This is a genomic window from Pseudomonas imperatae, from assembly GCF_057128625.1.
The window spans coordinates 20,399-40,146 of sequence record NZ_JBSKHP010000030.1; the positions used below are offsets into that span (position 1 = coordinate 20,399).

At 68.3% G+C, this 19,748-nt stretch carries 10 protein-coding genes; 4 read left to right on the top strand and 6 right to left on the bottom strand.

All coding sequences use genetic code 11. The annotated features are described in order from the left end of the window. Position 1: 1 nt before the first annotated feature. From ACWKWX_RS27685 to ACWKWX_RS27700, 4 genes are all read right to left on the bottom strand, one after another. Positions 2-8,383, bottom strand: coding sequence for a GH36-type glycosyl hydrolase domain-containing protein (locus tag ACWKWX_RS27685; protein WP_483829478.1), 8,382 nt, complete (start codon positions 8,381-8,383; stop codon positions 2-4). Between the two features lie 238 nt (positions 8,384-8,621). Continuing rightward, positions 8,622-9,341, bottom strand: a complete 720-nt coding sequence (locus ACWKWX_RS27690; RefSeq protein WP_483829453.1) for a phosphate/phosphite/phosphonate ABC transporter substrate-binding protein — start codon at positions 9,339-9,341, stop codon at positions 8,622-8,624. Beyond that, positions 9,338-10,282, bottom strand: a complete 945-nt coding sequence (locus ACWKWX_RS27695; RefSeq protein WP_483829454.1) for a fatty acid desaturase — start codon at positions 10,280-10,282, stop codon at positions 9,338-9,340. The genes ACWKWX_RS27690 and ACWKWX_RS27695 overlap by 4 nt, the downstream gene beginning before the upstream one ends. A gap of 223 nt (positions 10,283-10,505) precedes the next feature. Next, a complete protein-coding gene (locus ACWKWX_RS27700; protein WP_483829479.1) occupies positions 10,506-12,599 on the bottom strand; it encodes a TonB-dependent receptor family protein in 2,094 nt (697 codons plus the stop codon). 330 nt (positions 12,600-12,929) lie between these two features. Between ACWKWX_RS27700 and ACWKWX_RS27705 the strand changes: the two genes are divergently transcribed. From ACWKWX_RS27705 to ACWKWX_RS27715, 3 genes are all read left to right on the top strand, one after another. After that, positions 12,930-14,855: a hybrid sensor histidine kinase/response regulator gene (locus ACWKWX_RS27705; protein WP_483829455.1), complete on the top strand. Its 1,926-nt coding sequence runs from the start codon at positions 12,930-12,932 to the stop codon at positions 14,853-14,855. A gap of 107 nt (positions 14,856-14,962) precedes the next feature. After that, positions 14,963-16,009, top strand: coding sequence for an aromatic ring-hydroxylating dioxygenase subunit alpha (locus ACWKWX_RS27710; protein ID WP_483829456.1), 1,047 nt, complete (start codon positions 14,963-14,965; stop codon positions 16,007-16,009). Beyond that, complete coding sequence (locus ACWKWX_RS27715) at positions 16,006-16,956, top strand: PDR/VanB family oxidoreductase (RefSeq protein WP_483829457.1); 951 nt, start codon at positions 16,006-16,008, stop codon at positions 16,954-16,956. Before ACWKWX_RS27710 ends, ACWKWX_RS27715 begins: the two co-directional genes overlap by 4 nt. Before the next feature lie 101 nt (positions 16,957-17,057). Here the strand turns inward: ACWKWX_RS27715 and ACWKWX_RS27720 are convergent, their stop codons facing one another. After that, positions 17,058-17,942: an alpha/beta fold hydrolase gene (locus ACWKWX_RS27720; protein WP_483829458.1), complete on the bottom strand. Its 885-nt coding sequence runs from the start codon at positions 17,940-17,942 to the stop codon at positions 17,058-17,060. Next, entirely contained in the window at positions 17,939-19,018 is a 1,080-nt protein-coding gene (locus ACWKWX_RS27725; RefSeq protein ID WP_483829459.1) for a sugar phosphate isomerase/epimerase family protein, read from the bottom strand. The genes ACWKWX_RS27720 and ACWKWX_RS27725 overlap by 4 nt, the downstream gene beginning before the upstream one ends. Positions 19,019-19,125: 107 nt before the next feature. On the opposite strand from ACWKWX_RS27725, the gene ACWKWX_RS27730 reads away from it, so the two are divergent. Beyond that, positions 19,126-19,707, top strand: a complete 582-nt coding sequence (locus tag ACWKWX_RS27730) for a TetR/AcrR family transcriptional regulator (RefSeq protein WP_483829460.1) — start codon at positions 19,126-19,128, stop codon at positions 19,705-19,707. Positions 19,708-19,748: the final 41 nt, after the last annotated feature.

The window sequence follows — 19,748 nt, forward strand, 5'->3', positions numbered from 1 at the left end:
TTCAGGCCTCCCCACTGACTCTCTCCTTGCCATCATCGCTCAGCAACACCACGTCTTTCGCCCCGCGCTGCACATTGAACCGATGCACCGTGCCCGCGAAGCGGTATTCCAGGCTGTAGCCCGACCAGTCCGCCGGCAGCAGCGGTTGTAGCCGCAACGTCGTGCCCTCGCGGCGTACCCCCAGCAACGACTCGAGGATCAGCCGGTACATCCACCCTGCAGAGCCGGTGTACCAGGTCCAGCCGCCGCGCCCGGCATGGGGCCCCGGGCCGTAGACGTCGGCGGCCATCACGTAGGGCTCCACCTTGTAGCGGTCGATCAGCGCCGGGCTGCCCTGGCGCACCGGGTTGATCAGGCGCATCAACTCCCAGGCCTTGTCGGTGTCACCCAGCGCGGCGAAGGCCATGCTCGCCCACACGGCGGCGTGGCTGTACTGGCCGCCGTTCTCGCGCACGCCCGGCACGTAGCCTTTGATGTAGCCGGGGTCCAGCTGGCCCTTGTCGAAAGGCGGTGTCAGCAGCTGCACGATGCCGATGTCGCGGTGCACCAGGTTGTGGTCCAACGCTGCCATGGCCTGGCGCCCACGGGCTTGGGGCGCCGCCCCCGACAGCACGGCCCAGCTCTGGGCGATGGAATCGATGCGGCATTCGTCGTTGCTGGCCGAGCCCAGCACCTGGCCATCGTCGAACCAGGCGCGGCGGTACCAGGCGCCGTCCCAGGCATGGGCGTCGAGCTGGGCTTGCAGGGCGGCGGCGCGTTCGCCACAGCGCACGGCGTAGGCGCTGTCGCCGTGGCGCTGGGCCGTCACGGCGAACTGCTGCAGCACGTCAAAGCCGAAGAAGCCCAGCCACACGCTCTCGCCCAGTCCGCGCTCGCCTACCCGGTTCATGCCGTCGTTCCAGTCGCCGCTGCCCATCAGCGGCAAGCCGTGTGCACCGCATTGCAGGCCGTGGTCGAGGGCGCGCTGGCAGTGCTGGTACAGGCTTTCGGGCTGGCCGCAGGTGCCGGGCAGGTCGTAATAGGACTCTTCGTCCGGGGTCAGCAGCCGGCCCTGGGCGTAGTCGACACGCTCGTCCAGCACACCCAGGTCGCCGGTCACCTGCACATAGCGGCTGGTGGCCAGGGGCAGCCACAGCAGGTCATCGGAGCAGCGGGTGCGCACGCCGCGGTCCAGGGGCGGGTGCCACCAGTGCTGCACGTCGCCCTCGTGGAACTGATGGCGGGCGCACAGCAACAGGTGGCTGCGCGCCGCCTCGGGGGTCGCGTGGAGCATCGCCATGCTGTCCTGCAACTGGTCGCGGTAGCCGATGGCGCCGCCTGACTGGTAGAAACCGCTGCGGCCCCAGAAGCGGCTGGCGATGACCTGGTACATCAGCCAGCCGTTGACCAGCACATCCAGGCTGGGGGCCGGCGTCTTCACCTGCACGGCGCCCAGGGTATTGCGCCAGTGGGCGCGCACGTTGTCCAGTTCCACGGCTGCCGCGCGGGCGCCACGGTACTGCTGTACGCGGCGCGTGGCGGCGGTGGCGTCCTGTTCGGCGCCCAGGCGGAAGATCACCTCCTGGCTGGCGCCGGCGGCCAGTTCCAGGCTGACCTGCATCACGGAGCAAGGGTCCAGGCCACCGCCGGTGCGCCCCTGCAAGTGTGAATGGGACAACGCCGCCGGCGCCTGCAGGCTGCCGTTGCGGCCAAGAAATTCGGCCCGGTCGCAGGTAATGCGGCGGCCGGGTTCGTCGGTATCGAGGAAACCCACGCGGTCGCCGAACTCGATCGACCAGGCGTTGCGGGCGAACAGTGCGCCGCTGAACGGGTCGGCTTCGGTCACCACGTGCATGGCCGATTTGCTGCGCAGGTCGCCCAGCACCCACTCCACGTAGCAGGTGGCGGACAAGCGCCGCGCACGACCGCTGGCGTTGCGCACCACCAAGCGAGAAAATTTCACCGGCGCGTCCAGCGCCACGTATACCCACAGTTCGCTGTGCACGCCGTCCTGCTCATGCTCAAAGACGCTGTAGCCGAAACCGTGGCGGGTGCGGTAGCGGCCTGTGCCCGGGCACGGCTGCGGCGTGGGCGACCAGAAGCGGCCGCTGTCTTCGTCGCGCAGGTAAAGGGCTTCGCCGCCGCCGTTGCTGACCGGGTCGTTGTGCCACGGGGTGAGGCGGTACTCGTGGGCGTTCTCGGCCCAGGTGTAGGCGCTGCCCACCTCGGACACCAGGGTGCCGAACTGCGGGTTGGCCAGCACGTTGGCCCAGGGCGCCGGCGTCGGGTGGCCCGGGGTATGGTCGATGATGTATTCGCTACCGTCGCTGCTGAAACCGCCGTAGGCATTGGCCATCACCAGCGTTGGTTGCGGCGCTGGCAATGGCGCCGGCACGGGCATCGCCACCAGGCTGGCATCGAAACGCGGCAACAGCGGATCGCTGCGCCGCCGATGCACCTGCTCCGCCAGGCTGCCCAGGCTGTCGCGCAGCACCAGGCGCGCCACCGCCAGCAGCAGGGTACGGTCCTCGGCCGACAGCTGCTGGGCCGGGCGCACGAAAATGCCGCCGGGGCGGTCCACCAGGCTGGCTTCGCTGCCGGAGGTCACCAGGCCCATGATCAGGTCCTGGAGCACTTGGCGATACCCCGCCTGGCTCTCGTTCCAGATCACCAGGTCGACGGTCAGGCCTTTCTGCCGCCAATAGGCGTGGGCCTGCACCATCTGCCGCACCAGTTCCAGGTTGGCGGCGTCGCCGATCTGCACCAGCACGATGGGCCGGTCGCCGGAAATCGCCTGGCCCCAGAGCCCCGACTGGTTGCGGCGGTTGCTCAGCAGGGTGGCGCTGTCGGCGCGCAGGCCGGCGTTGGCGTAGATCACCGACGCGGCCATGTGCTCGAACAGGTGGGCGTCGGTGCTGGACGCATTGAGCTGGCGCAGCAGCACCTGGCTGTGGGTCCAGGCCAGGTCGAAGACCCGGTCGGCCAGGTGGCGGTCGCGGTATTTGTGGATCAGTTGCACGCAGGCCTCGCGGCTGGCGGCAAGGCCGGTGACCAGGTCCAGGGTGGCGGTCTGGCCCGGGTCCAGGGTAATGCGGCAGCGCACCGCCACAATCGGGTCCAGCACCGGGCCCTGGCTGCCACTCAGCTGCTCCACGCCGGGGTCGAGGGCCGCGGGCGCCATCAACGTGCGGTTGCGGCCGATGAAGCGGGCGCGGTCGGTTTCGTAGGAAATGCTGTCGATGTCGACGCCATGGGCGGCCAGCAAGTGGCAGAGCCACGGCGGCGTTTCAAGTTGGGAGCGTGGCCGGCGGATGCAGACGATGGCCTGAAGCTCGGGCAGTAGCTCGGTCTGCACGAACAGCTTGCTGAACGCCGGGTGCAGGGCGTCCTCCAGGGCCGGGGCCAGCACCACTTCGGCGTAGCTGGTGAGTTCCAGGGTGCGCCGGCTACGGCCGCGGTTGGTCAGGTGCAGGCGCCGCAGCTCGACGTCGTCTTCGGGCGAGACGACGATCTCGGTGTGGCAGTCGACGTGCCGCTCGCGCAGGCGAAACTCGGCCCGCGCGTCGCTGAAGATCGCCTCCTGGCTGTAGGGGGTGTGCAGCGTAGGCTGGTGGCTGGTGGACCAGAACGTGCCGCTGGCGACGTCACGCAGGTAGCAGAATATGCCCAGGTTGTCGTTGACGGCGTCCTCGCGCCAACGGGTCACGGCCACGTCGTCGCAGCGGCTGTAGCCGGCCCCGGCACTGTTGACCATCACGTGGTAGCGGCCGTTGGACAGCAGCTGCACGGCAGGGCGTTGCTGTGCCGGGTCGTTGAACACCCGCAGCACGGCTTCGCCGTGGCGGGTATCGTCGTCGCTGGCGCTGGTGTGGTCGGCCTGCAGGTAGCGCGCGGCGTTTTTCGGCACCCGTTCCTGCAGCAGCAGGGCGCAGGCCTGGAACTGCGGGTCGGACTCGAAGCGGCGCTGCATGGGCCGGTCCAGCAGCACCGAGGTCAGGGCCAGCAGGCTCATGCCCTGGTGGTGGGCCATGAACGAGCGCACCACCGCCTGGCGTTGCCCCGGTGGCAGGCGCGCCTGGGTGTAGTCCACCGCTTCGTACAGGCCCAGGCGGCCGCTCAGGCCCTGCTCATCCAGGCGTTGCAGGTTGCGGCTGGCCGCTTGCGGGTCGACCATCAGCGCCAGCACGCTGGCGTAGGGCGCTACCACGCGGTCCTCGCCCAAGCCGCGCTTGAGCCCCAGCCCCGGCACGCCGAACGCGCGGTACTGGTAATTGAAGGCGGCGTCCTGGGCGTTATAGGCCGACTCGGAGACGCCCCATGGCAGGCCCAGCTGGTTGCCGTATTCAACCTGGCGGGCCACGGCGGCCTGGCAGGTCTGGTCCAGCAGGGTGCCGGCATAGGTGGGCATCACCAGCAGCGGCATCAGGTACTCGAACATCGATCCCGACCATGACAGCAGCACAGGCACGCCGCCATTGCTGGTCAGCAGCCGGCCCAGGGAGAACCAGCTGGCCTGGGGCACCTGGCCCTGGGCGATGGCGACGAAATGGGTGAGGCGCACCTCAGAGGCCAGCAGGTCGTAGTAGGCGCCGTCCAGGCGCCGGTCACTGGCGTTGTAGCCGATGGCGAACAGGTCCCGCGGTGCGTCGTAGAGGAAGCTGAAGTCCATCATCGCCATGGCCGCGATACGGGCAGCCAGGGCGCTGGCCAATCCCGGCAGATCGGCGGGCGGTGCGGTCAGGTCCTGGTGCAGATCCACGCACTGGGCGTGCAACGCCTGGCGCCAGTAGCCGACATCGTCGGTGCTGGTGGGCACCGGCAGGTCCATGCCCCGTTGCAGCAGTTCCAGCAGGGCGGGCTGGGCGCCTTCGTCGGCACGTAGCCAGGCCAGGGTGTCGGTGCGCAGGTCGTCGACCGCCTGCGCTGGCAGGTCGACGGCGGCGCAGGCGGCCAGCAGCACATCGAGGGTGTCCAGCAAACCGTTGGCCACCGGCTTGCCAGCGGGTGGCCCGGCGGCCAGCGCCAGCAGGCCGGGGCGCAGGGTCAGCAGCAGGCCGGCGAGGTTGCCGCTGTCCACGGTGCTCACGTACAGCGGCGCCAAGGGCACCAGCGCCTGGGTGTCGTACCAGTTGTAGAAATGCCCGCGGTAGCGCTCCAGGCCCTCCATGCTGGTCAGCATCAGGTCCAGGCGTTGCAGCAGGCGGCCATGGCCCAGGTAGCCGAAGTCGTGCGCGGCCAGGTGCGCCAGCAGCGCCATGCCCAGGTTGGTGGGCGAGGTGCGGTGGGCCACGTGGGCATAGGGGGGCTCCTGGATATTGTCCGGTACCAGCCAATGGTCGTCGGCGCACACGTATTGGTCGAAGAACGCCCAGGTGCGCCGGGCCAGGGTGCGCAGGAAACGCTGCTCCTCGGCCGAGGGGGCGAACACCGCCACGCTCGAGGGGCGGCTGACCCACCAGGCCAGGGCAGGCCCGGCCAGCCACAGCAACAGGAACGGCATGGCCACCGCCAGGGCCATGGGCCGGGCCAGCAGCACCAGGCCCAGCCCCAGCGCCAGCAGCGGGCAGGCCCACAGCATGCGGTAAAGGCCGCCAAGGTCATTGCTGCGGGTGCGCTCCACGTCCCGGGAGGCGCTCCATTGCAACAGGTGGCGCTTGCTCACCGCCATGCGCCACAAGGTGCGGCCAATGGCATCCAGGCTGAACGCCGCCTCGAACGGCAGCCACGCCAAGGCCAGGGCACTGCGCACGAACTGCAGCCCGGCGCTGCGCAAGGCGGCCGCCAGGTGCTGGCGCCACGACGCGTCGGCGGCCTTGTGCAGCAGCCCCAGCAGGCTGTCCAGCAGCGGTTGTACCAGCAACAGGGCCAGCACCGTCAGGGTCCAGGCCAGCGGTTGGGCACTGCCCAGCCAGCCCCACAACAGCAGCGCCAACACCGCCGTCGGCTCCAGGCTGCGGCGCAGGTTGTCGAAAATCTTCCACCGCGCCAGGGCATTCAGGCCGGTACTGCGCCAATCACCTTCGGCGCCCATCGCCCAGGGCAGCAGCGACGGCAGCAACTGCCAGTCGCCGCGGATCCAGCGGTGGCGGCGCTTGACGTCGGTGCTGTAGCAGGAGGGGTACTGCTCGAACAGTTGCACATCGCTGAGCAGCCCGGAATGGGCGTAGCAGCCCTCGATCAGGTCGTGGCTGAGGATGCGGTTGTCGGGAAAGCGCCCGTGCACCGCCTGTTCAAAGGCGTCCACATCGTAGATGCCCTTGCCGATGAACGAGCCGTTGTCGAACAGGTCCTGGTACACGTCGGAGACCGCACGGGTGTAGGGATCGATACCGGCATCGCTGCCAAACAGGCAGGCGTACAGCGAGCGGGCGGCGCTGGGCAGGCTGATGCCCACGCGCGGTTGCAGGATGGCGTAGCCGGCCACTACCTTGCCAGTGGCGTCCAGGCGCGCGTGGTTGAGCGGGTGCTCCATGGCGCCGACGAACTGCCGCGCGGTGTCGCGGGGCAGTTGCGTGTCGGTGTCCAGGGTGATCACGTAGCGCACCCGGCCCAGGGCCTCGATGGCGCCGACGATCAGCGCAAAGCCGGCACGGTTGCCCTCGCGCAGCAGGGCGTTGAGCTCGGCGAGCTTGCCGCGCTTGCGTTCGGCGCCCATCCACACCTGCTCGGCGGGGTTCCATTGCCGTGGCCGGTGCAGCAGGAAGAAGCGTTCGCCGGACGGCCCCGGGTAGGCCAGGTTAAGTGCCTCGATCAACTGCCTGGCTCGCGCCAACAGCGCCTCATCCCCGGGTTGGCTGGCGGCCGGGGCGTCCATGAAGTCGGTGAGCAGGGCAAAATGCAGGTGTTCGTCGCGGTTGGCGAGGAAGCGTACTTCCAACTCCTCCACTAATGCCTGCACGTCGGCAATGCTGGCGATCAATGTGGGGACCACCACCAGGGTGCGCGCGACGGCGGGAATGCCTTCGCTGAAGTCCAGGCGCGGCAACTGGCAGGGCGGCACGGTGAAGGTCACCAGGCTGTTGACCAGGTTCATGGCCAGGCGGCTGGTCAACAGCAGGGCCGGCAGGGCCAGCAGCAACAGGGCCAGCCCGTCGACACTGGCCAGTAGCGGCCACGCCAACAGCAGCGACAGCAGCGTCACCGGGCCGAGGAAAAACGCCAGCGGCGCCTGGCGCAGCAAGCGTTGGCCGCGTTCGGCCAAGGGCACCTGGGCGTGCAGTTGTTGCTCCAGGGTCGCCAGGCCGTTGCCGATCAGGTAATGGCCGACATGCCCGGCCACGCCGTCAGCCGGGGCCAGGCGGTGCTGGTCTGCCGCCAGGGCCAGCACCGCCATGGCGATGTTGGCCTCGGTGTGCCGGCAGTGCCGTGCCAGGCGTTCGATCACGTGCCGGTAGTGGTCGCGGCTGGCAAAGTCCATGGCCGCATAGACGCCTGCCGGGTCCTCGCGCAGGGTGCGCTCAACCAGGCTCATGCGCTCGACGAATTCGCGCCAGTCGGTGGTCGACAGCGTTCGCAGGCTGGCGACGCTGTTGCTGATCGATACCTGGTCGGCGGCCTGCTGCTGGGCGTCCAGTTGCACCAGGCGCTCGATGGTCTGGCCGGACTCGGCGAGCATCTGCTCCACCCAGGTCAGGGCCTGGATCAGCAGGGCGCTCTGGCCTTGCAGGCGCCGGGTCAGTTCGGCGACGAAGGCGGGCGACATGGGCGGTTCGGAGCGGGCCATGTCGGCCACCGCCAGCACCACGTTGCGTGGGGTGTGCTCGGCGGTGTCGGTCAGGCGGTCGGCCCAGTCGTTGGCCAGGTTGCGGTCGGCCCAGTTGGCCATCACGCGCGAGGCTACCCGGCGCAGGTTCTCGATCAGCGCCAGGCGCAGCATGATGGCAATGCCCCACAGCTCGCCCAGGGTCAAAGCCGTCACCGTCTGGTAGGCGTCGACAAAGCGCACCAGGCTGTCTTCGTCGACCCGGCCATCGCCGTGGGCGATGGTTTCCAGGGCGATGTCGTAGACCCTTGGCAGCCCGGCGCAGGGGCCGTTGCCCAGGCGTGGCAGCTCGCGGCTGTAGCCCTTGGGCAGGTGGCTGCGGGCAATGCGGATGTGTTCCTCCACCAGGTAATAATTGTCCAGCAGCCACTCGGCCGCCGGCGTCACCCGGCGGGTGGACGGGTGGGCGCGGGCCAGCGCCGCGCAGCTGTGTGCCAGGGTGGCCTGGTTATCGCCCAGGCGCGTCAGCAGTGAGTCGTTGCCGCCGCCAGGGCTCAGCACATGCTGGCGGGCCAGCACGATGCCGTGGTCGGCCATCTGTTCGGCGCTGAACAGCTCGGCGCGCAGGATGGCCTCGTAGGTGAAATTACGGGGGGCAGCCGGCATCAGCCGGGCGAGCAGGTGAGTCCAGAAGGCATTCATGGAAATCCTTGCCATGGGGCAGGCTTCCAGTGTGGAGCGGGCGGGGTGACGAGGTCTGTGCGCCAACGTACAGACAGCCGCCACGCAACCCTGTAGCAGCGGCCACAGGCACCGCAAGATGAAGGCCCACCGCAGCGCCCCCAGACGCAACCTCTGTAGCAGCGGCCGCAGGCCGCGTCATAGGCGCCGCAAGATGACGGGCCACCGCAGCGTCCCCGGACGCAGCCTGCGGCAGCTGCTACGGGTGGTAGTCGGTGAGGGTGGCGGGGAGGATTTGGGTGATGCGCAGGGTGTCGCGGAACGGCGGCAGGGCCTGGTTCATGGCGGCGCGTATCGCCTCGGGGTCGGTGCCGGTGGCGCGAGTGATGTAGGGCAGGGTCGCGCTCTGGTCGGTGCGCCCGAGGATGCGCACGCCAGCAGTTTCCTCCGCCGGCAGGTAGGCGAAGGTGACGCTGTCGATGGCCGCCAGGTCGGCCTTGCCGGTGGCGACCCAGGCCAGGCTCTGGCGGTGGCTGCCGCTGAGACTTTCACGACCGAAGAACTGCTCGCGCGGGGCCAGGGCTTCCAGGGTGTCGTACAGCAGGTGCGTGCCGCTGTTGGAGTCGCGGCTGTTCAGCGCCACATGGCTGCCGCGCCACTGTTCCAGCGCCTGGCGCGGGTCGTCGCGGCGCACCACCAGCAGGCTGCAATGTGCGCCGTCCTGGGCGTCAGGCAGGTCGAAGCGCGGGCGGCCGACGAGCTGCACCTGTTCGCCCAGGCGGGTGCGCAACGGGTAGCCGCAGGTTTGCGCCAACAGCAATCGCGGGTGCAGCCACAGGTCGTACAGGTCGCCGGCAAAGCGCTCGCGCGCGCCAACCCCCAGCAGTTGCAGGGTCAGCGCCAACCACTGCTCGCTGGCTTCGCGCACGGCGCTGGGGGCCACGTACATGGGCAGTTCGGCGATTTGCGCGGCGGTCACGGCCGGGCTCCTGAATGCCAGGGGTGCCGCGGGCTGTCGATGGGGCGCCAGCCGTGGCGGCGGAACAGTTCACCATAGCCGCCCCCCCGGAACTGGCCACTGCGGCGCAGCCAGTCGTCGCGGCGCGCCGCGTACACCCGGGGTAGGTAGTACCAGGGCAGCCCCGGCAGGTCGTGGTGCACCAGGTGCAGGTTGAGGTTAAGGAACAGCCAGCGCCACGGCCAGCCGGCTTCGTTGAGTACCGAGCGCTGCTCCGGCGCGGCGGCAGGGCGGTGTTCGTAGTAGGAGCGCACCATGGACAGTGCCAGCGCCAGCACGCTGGCCAGCAGGTAGGTGCCAATCGACAGGCCCTGGCCATGCACGTAGGCCAGCAGCACCGCCACCCAGGCGCCATGGCACAGCCACATGCCCCAGCCTTCGCCGCGGCGCAGGCGTGCCAGTTGGCCACGCAGCAGGCTGCCCAACGCCAGTACCGGCCCCACCAGCAGGCGCCCGCACAGGGTCTTGTTCAGCCAGTGCAGGCACCTTTCGGCATGGCTGCTGCGGTCCCAGGCGTGGTCGCCGAGGTAACGGCTTTCAGGGTCCAGGTCGGGGCGGGTGAGTTCGCTGTCGCGGTGGTGGCGCAGGTGGTCGTCGCGGTACAGGGTGTAGGGGTACCAGATAGCGATGGGCGCATAGCCCAGCAGCTTGTTCAGCTGCGGCCAGCGGGTGGGGTGGCCGTGCAGCAATTCGTGCTGCAGCGACATCCACAGGGTGATCAGCGGCACCAGCAACAGCAGTGTCACGCCTTGGCCCAGGTGTGGGCTGGCGTGCACCAGGCCGAACCAGGCGGCCCAGGTGCCGAGTAACAGCAGCCAGGTGGGCCAGTCGCTGCGGGCGGTCCGGGTGGCGAGCAGGTGGTTGATATGCCGCTGGTGGGCGGCGTCGAGGTAGGCAGGCATAAGGTGGGACCGGCAGTGCTGATGGCCGCACCTTAGCAAGTCTGGTTATGTGCGAATAATCATATTGTGCTACTTGCATAGAACCAGAGTGCATTAAACCTCATGCGCCTGCCGCGGGATTCAATCATGGCCACCACCGGCCGCCCGCGCGGCCTATCGCGGCCAAGGCCGGCTCCTACATCTGTTGCAACGTGCCATGGCCTGATAGGGCGGCGTTGTGAGGTCAGAACCGGTAGGAGACGCCAGTGGTCACGCCGAAGCCGTCGCCCACGTAGAAGTTCGCCGAGTCCACGCCCTTGAGGTCGTAGGTGGTCTGGGTAGCGGTGACGTAGTGCTTGTCGGTGAGGTTGCGGGCGTCGAGGAACACGTTCCAGCGCTGGCCCGGGGCCTGGTAGCCGACTTTGGCGCCGAAAATGGTGTATTCGGGCGCCTTCACGGTGTTGGCGAAGTCGGCGTAGTAGCTGGAGGCGTGGTTCATGTTGATCTCGCCGTAGAAGCCGCTGGGGTGTTGGTACTGCAGGGCGGCCTGGTACACCTGGCGGGGCAGGCCGGGCAGTTGGTTGTGGCCGAAGGTGGGGTCGTTGCGGAAGTAGAAGTCGTTCACCGTGAACGCCTGGCGCCAGTTGACGCTGGCGCCGTGGCTGCCGGTCCACAACCGGGTGTTCAGCCCCAGTTCGACGCCCTGGTGGATGGTGCCCGAGGCGTTGGTGTCGGAAATCACCTGGTTGGAGGTGGCGGTGGCTTCGGCGATCACCGCCGACAGCAGCTCGCCCTGTACCCAGGAGCGGTACACCGTCAGGCTGCCATCGAAGATGCCCTGGCTACCGCGGATGCCCAACTCCACGGTGTTGGCCTTCTGCGCCTGCAGCGGGGTGACGTAGGGGTTGGACACGGGGCCGGTGGAGTAGTACCAGGTCACCGGCGGGTCGATGGAGCGGCTGACGTTGCCGTACAGCTGCAGGCCCGGTGTGAGCGCGTAGCGGAAGCCGAGGCGCGGGGCCAGGTTCCAGTCGTCGTAGTCCACCGCGCTGGGGAACTCGCTGGTGTTGGCGTTGGTGGCGTAGGTGCTGCGCACGTCGCGCCTGGTGTTGGCCAGGGACAGGCCGGTGGTCAGCCAGGTGCGGTCGGTGAGCTGCAGTTCGTTGCCCAGGGAGAACACCGTGTCGCGCGAGCTGGCGAAGTTGTACTTCTGCACCAGTGCCCAGGTGTTGGGGTCGCGGACCTTCTCGTTGCCGGGTTCAAGGATGGTGCTGCTGAAGCTCAGGGTGGTGTCGCTGGGCAGGCCGAACAGGCTGTCGCCCTTGCGCAGGTAGCGCACCGAGGTGGAGAAGTCGGTGGAGTCCCACTGGCCGGGGTTGGCGTAGTAATGCAGGCCGTCGGTGAGGGTGTAGTGGTGGTAGCCCAGGCCCACCTCCAGCTTGGCGTTGTCGTCGAAGGTGTAGGTGGTGGTGCTGCCCAGCAGGGTGGTGCCGGGTTTCTTGCGCACCCAGCGGTAGTTGTTGGCGGTGGGGTCATGCTTGATTTGGTACAGGGTCAGCGGGCTGGCGTTGGTGTTGACCTCGTCGCGGTAGCGGAAGGTCACGCGGGTCTCCAGCTTGTCGTTGAACACGTGGCCGAAGTTGGCGATCACGTCGTTGCCGTGGTTGGGCGAGTCGTCCTGGTAGCCGCGCCGCTCGTTGTGCAGCACCGACAGGTAATAGTCGCTGTCGCCGACCACGCCGCCGGTGCTCAGCTGTTCCTTCTTGTAGCCGAAGCTGCCGCCCTCCAGGCGCACGTAGTTGCCCGGCGAGGTGTAGCCGGTGTGGGTCACCATGTTGATGGCGCCGCCCAGGTTCAGCGCGCTGTACTCGAAGGCGTTGGCGCCCGAGAGCACTTCGGTGTGGTCGACGGCGGCCATGTCCAGCAGGTCCTCCTGGGTGCCGCCGGGGCCGGTGATGGGAATGCCGTCGTACAGGTACTTGATGCCCAGCGCGTAGCCGCCGTAGAAACTGTCGAGGCCCGAGCCACGAATGGAGATCTTCGCCGCACTCTGGCCGCTGGTGGCCTGCGCGTAGACGCCCGGCTGGTAGGCCAGCACGTCTTCGGCGGTGGCGGCGCGGCCTTTTTCCACCTCCTTGTTGTCGACCACGCTGGTGGCGCCGGCCACCTTGTCCAGGCGCGCCTTGTCAGCCTGGGCGTCGGTCTGGGCGTGGCCGGTGACTTCCACGGTGCCCAGGCTTGGCGTGGTGTCGTCGGCGTGGGCGGTGGTGGCGAGGATGGCCAGTGCGGTGGCCAGGGAAAACTGGGTGAAGACGCGCGTGGGCGCCCGGTGATTCATGGTCAAGTGCAATACCCCTGAGAGTCCAATGTCTGTAAGGAGCATCTATGTGAATAGTCTGGCCCGCGGGTGCAGGAGCAAATGCCGTACCACCCGGGCTAGAGCGGTTTTCGGGGCATTGGGTGGCAAGCACGGGGTAGCCGGGAGGGCAAATTGCAGATGTGCTGTTGCGCTGCCGACACTGGTCCGGGGCAATTGGCGCAGTGTGGGGGGCGGGGGGACGCAGCCTGCGGCAGCTGCTACGGGGTGGGAGGGGCATCGGCAGCTTTCGTCGATGGCACTATGCTCGTTACAGTATCGTTCCCAGCCTTCCTGCCCGGCCAACCTCCCATGACCCTAGAACTGGTTCAGCCCCCTTATGTCGCCGAAGATCGCTTCCGGCTGCTGATCGACTCGATCACCGACTACGCCATCTACATGCTCAACCTGGACGGCGAAATCATCAGCTGGAACGCCGGCGCCAGGCGCTTCAAGGGCTATGACGAGCAGGAGATCCTGGGCCAGCATTTCTCCCGGTTCTACACCGACGAGGACCGCGCCGCCGGCAAGCCCGGCCTGGCGCTGGCCTGCGCGGCGCAGCAGGGGCGGTTCGAGAGCGAGGGCTGGCGGGTGCGCAAGGACGGCTCGCAGTTCTGGTGCCACGTGATCATCGACCCCGTGCGTACGCCCGACGGCAGCGTGATCGGCTTCGCCAAGGTGACCCGCGACCTGACCCAGCAGCGCCAGGCCCAGGAGGCGCTACGCCAGTCCCAGGAGCAGTTTCGCCTGCTGGTGCTGGGCGTCACCGACTACGCCATCTACATGCTCGACCCCGACGGCATCATCACCAACTGGAACGCCGGCGCCGAGCGCATCAAGGGCTACCGCCCCGACGAGGTGATCGGCCGGCACTTCTCGATGTTCTTCGAAGAGGCGGCGCGCAACGCCGGCGAGCCCCAGCGCAGCCTGGCTACGGCGCTGGCCGAAGGGCGCTTCGAGAACCGCGCCTGGCGGGTGCGCAAGGACGGCACGCGGTTCTTCGCCAACATCGTCATCGACGCCATTCGCGACGACAGCGGCACGCTGCTGGGCTTCGCCAAGATCACCCGCGACATCACCGAAAGCGTGGAGACCCAGCGCGCCCTAGACGAGGCCCGCGAGGCGCTGTTCCAGTCACAGAAAATGGAAGCCCTGGGCCAGTTGACCGGGGGCATCGCCCACGACTTCAACAACCTGCTGATGGTGATTCTCAGCAGCCTGGAGATCGTGCGCCGGCGCCTGCCGCCGGACCCGCGCATCACGCCGTTGCTCAACAACGCCGTGCAGGGCGCCCAGCGCGGCGCCTCGCTGACCCGGCGCATGCTGGCCTTCGCCCGGCGCCAGCAGTTGGTGCTGGAAGCGGTGGACCTGGGGGTGATGGTGCGGGGCATGGCCGACCTGCTGCAAAGCTCGCTGGGCTCGCGCATCCAGATCGAAACCCGCTTTCCGCTGTTCGTACGCCCGGTGCGCGCCGACGGCAACCAGCTGGAACTGGCGGTGCTGAACCTGGCGGTGAACGCCCGCGACGCGATGCCCGATGGCGGCGTGCTGGTGATCGAGGCCCGCGAATGCCAGCTCACCGAGCCGCGGGAGGGCGTGGCGGCGGGCAACTACGTGTGCCTGTCGCTGACCGACACGGGCGAGGGCATGGATCCATTGACCCTGGCACGGGCCACCGAGCCGTTCTTCACCACCAAGGGCGTGGGCAAGGGCACCGGCCTGGGCCTGTCGATGGTCGACGGCGTGGCCGCCCAGGTGGGCGGCAAGCTGGTGGTGCGCAGCGCCCGGCCGGGCGGCACCACCGCCGAGCTGTGGTTGCCGGTGGACGAAGGCGCCCCCGTGACGGCCCCGGTGGCCAGCACCAGCAGCCAGGTCAGCACGGCCAAGGGCCTGAGCGTGCTGCTGGTGGACGACGACCCGCTGATTCTGGTCAGCGTCGAAGCCATGCTCGAAGACCTGGGCTGCCGCGTGCACACCGCGGCCTCCGGCGAGCAGGCGCTGGCGCTGCTGGAGCAGGGCAGCGACGGCTTCGACCTGCTGATCACCGACCACATGATGCCGCACATGTCCGGCCCGCAACTGGCCGCCCGCGCCCTGGCGCTGTGCCCGGGGCTGCAGGTGTTGATCGTCAGCGGCTTCGGCGAAGTGGACAGCGCCGCCACGGCCTTTGCGCGGCTGGCCAAGCCGTTTGACCAGCAGAGCCTGGCCCGGGCATTGGCGGGCCTGCAGCTGGTTTGATGGATGGTTTTGGGTTCAATGGATCCATTGGCTGTTATTTTTGTTGACCTGCTCAGGGTTTTTAGGATTCCATGGATCCATAAAAACAAAACCTGAGAGGTCTCCCCATGTATCCAAAAAACACCTGGTACGTCGCCTGCACCCCCGATGAAATCGCCGACAAGCCCCTGGGCCGGCAGATCTGTGGCGAGCACATCGCCTTCTACCGCGGCGCCCACGGCCAGGTAGCCGCCGTCGAAGACTTCTGCCCGCACCGTGGTGCGCCGCTGTCCCTGGGCTACGTCGAGGACGGCAACCTGGTGTGCGGCTACCACGGCCTGGTGATGGGCTGCGACGGCAAGACCGTGGCCATGCCCGGCCAGCGCGTGCGCGGCTTCCCCTGCAACAAGACCTACGCGGTGGTGGAGCGCTATGGCTTCATCTGGGTGTGGCCAGGCGACCAGGAACAGGCCGACCCGGCGCTGATCCATCACCTGGAATGGGCCGTCAGCGACGAGTGGGCCTACGGTGGCGGGCTGTTCCACATCAACTGCGACTACCGGCTGATGATCGACAACCTCATGGACCTGACCCACGAGACCTACGTGCACGCGTCCAGCATCGGCCAGAAGGAAATCGACGAGGCGCCGCCGGTGACCACGGTGGAAGGCGACGAGGTGGTGACCGCCCGGCACATGGAAAACATCCTGCCGCCGCCGTTCTGGCGCATGGCCCTGCGCGGCAACAACCTGGCCGACGACGTGCCGGTGGACCGCTGGCAGATCTGCCGTTTCACCCCGCCCAGCCATGTGCTCATCGAGGTGGGTGTTGCCCACGCCGGCAAGGGCGGCTATGACGCGCCCGCCGAGCACAAGGCGTCGAGCATCGTGGTGGACTTCATCACGCCGGAAACCGAGACCTCGATCTGGTACTTCTGGGGCATGGCGCGCAACTTCAACCCGCAGGATGAGGCGCTGACCGCCAGCATCCGCGAAGGGCAGGGCAAGATCTTCAGCGAAGACCTGGAGATGCTCGAGCGCCAGCAGCAGAACCTGCTGGCCAACCCGCTGCGCAACCTGCTCAAGCTCAACATCGACGCCGGTGGCGTGCAGTCGCGGCGCGTGCTGGACCACCTCATCAGCCGTGAGCGCACCCCCGTGGGAGAAGCCTCATGATCGAGGTGGTGGTGACCGCGCGTCACGATGAAGCCGTGGATATCTGCAGCTACGAGCTGGCCGCGGCCGACGGCCAGGCGTTGCCGGCATTCAGCGCCGGCGCGCACATCGACGTGCACCTGGCCGACGGCCTGGTGCGCCAGTACTCACTGTGCAACCACCCCCAGGAGCGCCACCGCTACCTGATCGGCGTGCTCAAGGACGCCGCCTCGCGTGGCGGTTCCCAAGCCCTGCACGAGCAGGTCCGGCAGGGCGACCGGTTGCGCATCAGCGCGCCGCGCAACCTGTTCGCCCTGCACGAAGGCGCCGAGCGCAGCCTGCTGTTCGCCGGTGGCATCGGCATCACGCCGATCCTGGCCATGGCCGAGGCCCTGGCCCGCGACGGCGCACCGTTCGAACTGCACTACTGCGCCCGTTCCAGCGAACGCGCGGCCTTCCTCGCCCGGCTGCGGGCCGCGCCCTTTGCCGACCGCGTGCAGGTGCATTTCGACGAACAACCCGAGACCCGCCTTGACGCTGCCCAGGTGCTGGCCAACCCCCAGCCCGGCCAGCACCTGTACGTGTGCGGCCCGGCCGGGTTCATGGCTCACGTGCTGGACACCGCCAAGGCCCAGGGCTGGGGGGAGGACCACCTGCACCGCGAATACTTCGCGCCGCTGGCGGTGGACACCTCGGCGGACGGCAGCTTCGCGGTGAAGCTCAACCGTTGCGGGCGCACCTTCCAGGTCCCGGCGGACAAGACCGTGGTGCAGGTGCTGGAAAGCCATGGGGTAGAGGTGCCGATCTCCTGCGAGCAGGGCGTCTGCGGCACCTGCCTGACCCGCGTGCTAGAGGGCGTGCCGGAGCACCGCGACCTGTTCCTCACCGAGGAAGAACAGGCCGCCAACGACCAGTTCACGCCGTGCTGTTCACGGGCCAGGTCGGCGTTGCTGGTGTTGGACCTCTGATGCGCTTGGTCCTGTAGCCGCTGCCGGCAGGCTGCGCTGGTCCAGGTGTGCGCTGAATATCTCCAGTGCATGCAAGGGCCAGCGCAGCCTGTCGGCAGCGGCTACGAGGCTCGGTGCAAAAACGCCAACACATGCCGGATGAACTCATCCGGCGCTTCCTCCATCACGAAATGCCCGCACCCTTCGATGATCACCCCTTGCACCTGCCGCGCATGGCCTTCCAAGGTGCGCAACGGCGCGTCGCCCGTGGCGTGCTCGGCGCCAATTGCCAGCACCGGCATGGCCAGCGGCCGTAGCGCGCGCAGCTGGTTCTGGCGGATGGTCTCGGGAATGGCGCGGTAATAGGCGAAACCGCCGCGCAGCCCGCCGGGCGCTGAATAGGCGCGGATGTAGGTGTCAGAGGCTACCGCATGACGGCGGAACGCCCAGCGGTCGAACATGAACGTCAGGTACGCCGCTTCCCGGCCCGTGATCAGCAGCTCCGGCAGGTCGCGCACCTGGTTGAACAGGAAGTGCCACAGGAAGATGTTCTGCTCCGGCGCCACGAATATCGGCGGTGCCTCGGCCAGGCCCGGTATCACCGCCTCCGTCATCACCACGCTGCGCACTGCCTCGGGGTAATCACTGGCCAGGGCGTAGGCGATCCACATGCCCACGTCGTGGCCCACCAGGTGGAAGCGCTCGTGGCCCAGTTGTGCCATGGCCTGCCGCAGCAGGCTGGCGACGCTGCCGGTGTCGTAGCCCTGTTCGGGGCGGTCGGAGTCGCCCAGGCCCGGCGGGTCCACGGCAATTGCCAGGTAGCCGGCCGCCGCCAGGGCCTGCATCACGTGGCGCCAGGCGTACCAGGTCTGTGGCCAGCCCGGCACCAGCAGCACCGGCGTGCCGTTGCCGGCGGTCACGCAGTGCAGGCGCAGGCCCTGCACGCGCACGTAGCGGTGGGTGAAAGCGCTGTCGCAGGGGGTAGCAGGGTCAACAGGCAGGTTCATGGGCAGGCGCTCCGTGCGGGTGGGGTGATGCCAAGCAGTTGTTGGATTTGCGCGGTGGCCAGGGGCGTGCCGGCGAAATCATCGAACACCCGGTCGGTGACGCGGATGATGTGCTGGTTGATGAAGGCCACGCCTTCGCGGGCGCCGTCTTCCTGGTTTTTCAGGCAGCACTCCCACTCCAGGGTGGCCCAGCCGGGGTAGTCGTACTGGGCCAGCTTGGCGAAGATCGCCTTGAAGTTGACCTGGCCGTCGCCCAGTGAGCGGAAGCGGCCGGCGCGCTCGGCCCAGTCGCTGTAGCCGCCGTAGATCCCCTGGCGGCCGGTGGGGTTGAACTCGGCGTCCTTGACGTGAAACATGCGGATGCGCGCGTGGTAGATGTCCAGGTAGCTGAGGTAGTCCAGTTGCTGCAACACGAAATGGCTGGGGTCGAACAGCAGGTTGCAGCGTGGGTGCTGGCCCACCCGGTCGAGAAAGCGTTCGAAACTGGTGCCGTCGTGGAGGTCTTCGGCTGGGTGGATTTCGAAACACAAGTTCACTCCGGCCGCCTCGCACTCATTGAGGATCGGCCGCCAGCGCCGCGCCAGTTCGTCGAACGCCGCGTCGATCAAGCCTTCGGGGCGCTGGGGGAAGGGGAACAGGTACGGCCACGCGAGCGAGCCGGAAAAGGTGCCCAGCTCGGTCAGGCCCAGGCGCGCCGACGCCCGGGCTGCCAGCTTCACCTGCTCGATGGCCCAGGCCGTGCGCGCCTCGGGGCGGCCGCGCAGGTGCGCCGGAATGAACCCGTCCCACATGGCCTCGTAGGCGGGGTGCACCGCCACCAGTTGGCCGTGCAGGTGGCTGGTCAGCTCGCTTGCCTGCAAGCCATGTTCGGCCAGCAGGCCCTTGATGTCGTCGCAGTACGCCTGGCTCTGCGCCGCTTGCGCCAGGTCGAACAGGCGTGCGTCCCAGGTGGGGATCTGCAGGGCCTTGAAGCCTTGGGCGGCGGCCCAGGCCGCCAGGTTTGGCAGGTTGTCGTAGGGCGGTTGCGCGCTGCTGAATTGGGCCAGGTGCAGGCTCGGGCCTTTGAGGGTTCGCATGGGTCCATCCTATTGTTTGTCGATCGACAAAGAATAGGGTTCGGCGATGACAAGCGTCAAGCACAACTGCGTTAAACTGCGCGCTCTCGATTTCCAGGCGGAACCACATGGCAGGGCGACCACGGCAGTTCGACAAGCAGCAGGCACTGGCACAGGCGATGCGGGTGTTCTGGGAACACGGCTACGAAGGCACGTCGATGTCGGCGCTGGTGGAGGCGCTGGGCCTTGCCTCGGCGCGTATCTACGCCGCGTTCGGCAGCAAGCAGCAGCTGTTCGAGGAGGCGGTGGCGCTGTACGAAAGCGGCGAGGGCGGTTTTGCCGAACGGGCGCTGGCCCAGGCAGATATCGGCGCGGCCATCGGCCAGCTGCTGCGCGACGCGGTGGCCACCTACACCCGCGTCGGCCACCCGCGTGGCTGCCTGGTGGTGAGCGCGGCGAACGGCGTGGCGGCGGAAAACATCGGCGTGCTGAACTGGCTGGCCGGCCACCGCCAGCAGCGCACCCGGTCGATCATCGAGCGCCTACACGTGGCCCAGGCACAGGGGCAGCTGCCGGCGACGGCCGATGCGCAGGCATTGGGGGACTTCTACGCGACGTTCCTGCACGGGTTGTCGGTGCAGGCCCGCGACGGGGTGCCGGCGGCGGCGTTGTTGCGGGCGGTGGCGCAGGCGTTGAAGTTATTGCAGTGACACCCCCTGGCGATGCCTCGCGTATGGGACGCGGCCTGCGG

Coding starts and splice junctions, on each gene's coding strand:
- ACWKWX_RS27685 (WP_483829478.1), bottom strand. CDS start 8,383: ATGAATGCCTTCTGGACTCACCTGCTCGCCCGGCTGATGCCGGCTGCC.
- ACWKWX_RS27695 (WP_483829454.1), bottom strand. CDS start 10,282: ATGCCTGCCTACCTCGACGCCGCCCACCAGCGGCATATCAACCACCTG.
- ACWKWX_RS27700 (WP_483829479.1), bottom strand. CDS start 12,599: ATGAATCACCGGGCGCCCACGCGCGTCTTCACCCAGTTTTCCCTGGCC.
- ACWKWX_RS27705 (WP_483829455.1), top strand. CDS start 12,930: ATGACCCTAGAACTGGTTCAGCCCCCTTATGTCGCCGAAGATCGCTTC.
- ACWKWX_RS27710 (WP_483829456.1), top strand. CDS start 14,963: ATGTATCCAAAAAACACCTGGTACGTCGCCTGCACCCCCGATGAAATC.
- ACWKWX_RS27715 (WP_483829457.1), top strand. CDS start 16,006: ATGATCGAGGTGGTGGTGACCGCGCGTCACGATGAAGCCGTGGATATC.
- ACWKWX_RS27720 (WP_483829458.1), bottom strand. CDS start 17,942: ATGAACCTGCCTGTTGACCCTGCTACCCCCTGCGACAGCGCTTTCACC.
- ACWKWX_RS27725 (WP_483829459.1), bottom strand. CDS start 19,018: ATGCGAACCCTCAAAGGCCCGAGCCTGCACCTGGCCCAATTCAGCAGC.
- ACWKWX_RS27730 (WP_483829460.1), top strand. CDS start 19,126: ATGGCAGGGCGACCACGGCAGTTCGACAAGCAGCAGGCACTGGCACAG.